General features: G+C 44.2%; 1 protein-coding gene. It reads left to right on the forward strand.

The window, feature by feature from the left end; all coding sequences use genetic code 11:
• A partial coding sequence (gene tuf / locus ACFINC_RS09615) for an elongation factor Tu (protein ID WP_012755022.1) occupies positions 1-1176 on the forward strand: 1176 nt, incomplete at its 5' end.
• Positions 1177-1192 lie beyond the last annotated feature (16 nt).

The raw sequence follows: 1192 nt of genomic DNA on the forward strand, positions 1-1192 counted from the left end.
ATGGCGAAGAGCAAATTTGAACGTACAAAACCGCATGTTAATATTGGTACGATTGGTCACGTTGATCATGGGAAGACCTCGTTGACAGCAGCGATTACGAAGTATTTTGGTGAATTTAAAGCATATGATCAAATTGATGCTGCACCAGAAGAGCGCGCACGTGGAATTACTATTTCTACAGCACATGTTGAGTATGAAACAGAAAATCGCCACTATGCCCACGTTGATTGTCCAGGACACGCTGATTATGTGAAGAACATGATCACAGGGGCCGCCCAGATGGATGGTGCTATTTTGGTTGTTTCTGCAGCGGATGGTCCAATGCCTCAGACACGTGAGCATATTTTGCTTGCGCGTCAGGTTGGTGTTCCAGCAATTGTTGTTTTTCTTAATAAAGTTGATCAGGTTGATGATGCGGAGCTTTTAGAACTTGTAGAGCTTGAAGTTCGGGAACTTTTATCCAAATATGATTTCCCAGGCGATGATATTCCAATCGTTAAGGGTTCTGCGTTGGCGGCGCTTGAGGATAAAGATAAAAGCATTGGAGAAGATGCGGTTCGTCTTTTAATGAGTGAAGTTGATAATTATATCCCAACCCCTGAACGCCCTGTTGATCAACCATTTTTGATGCCGATAGAAGATGTTTTTTCGATTTCGGGTCGTGGGACTGTTGTTACGGGTCGTGTTGAGCGTGGAGTTATTAAAGTTGGGGAGGAAATCGAGATTATCGGTATTCGTCCGACATCTAAAACGACGGTTACGGGTGTTGAAATGTTCCGCAAGCTTTTAGATCAAGGTCAAGCGGGAGATAATATTGGGGCTCTGCTTCGTGGTGTTGACCGTGAAGGGATTGAGCGAGGTCAAGTTTTGGCGAAGCCAGGATCAGTTACGCCTCATACCCGCTTTAAAGCAGAGGCTTATATTTTGACGAAAGATGAAGGTGGGCGTCATACGCCTTTTTTCACCAACTATCGTCCACAGTTTTACTTCCGTACAACGGATGTTACAGGGATTGTTACTCTTCCAGAAGGTACAGAAATGGTTATGCCCGGTGATAATGTTGCCATGGATGTTTCGTTGATCGTTCCAATAGCGATGGAGGAAAAACTTCGTTTTGCTATTCGTGAAGGTGGTCGTACTGTTGGTGCCGGTATCGTCTCTAAGATCATTGAATAAATAATGCTTGTTGAGC

This window comes from Bartonella sp. AP58NXGY (assembly GCF_042195785.1).
Classification (GTDB): domain Bacteria; phylum Pseudomonadota; class Alphaproteobacteria; order Rhizobiales; family Rhizobiaceae; genus Bartonella.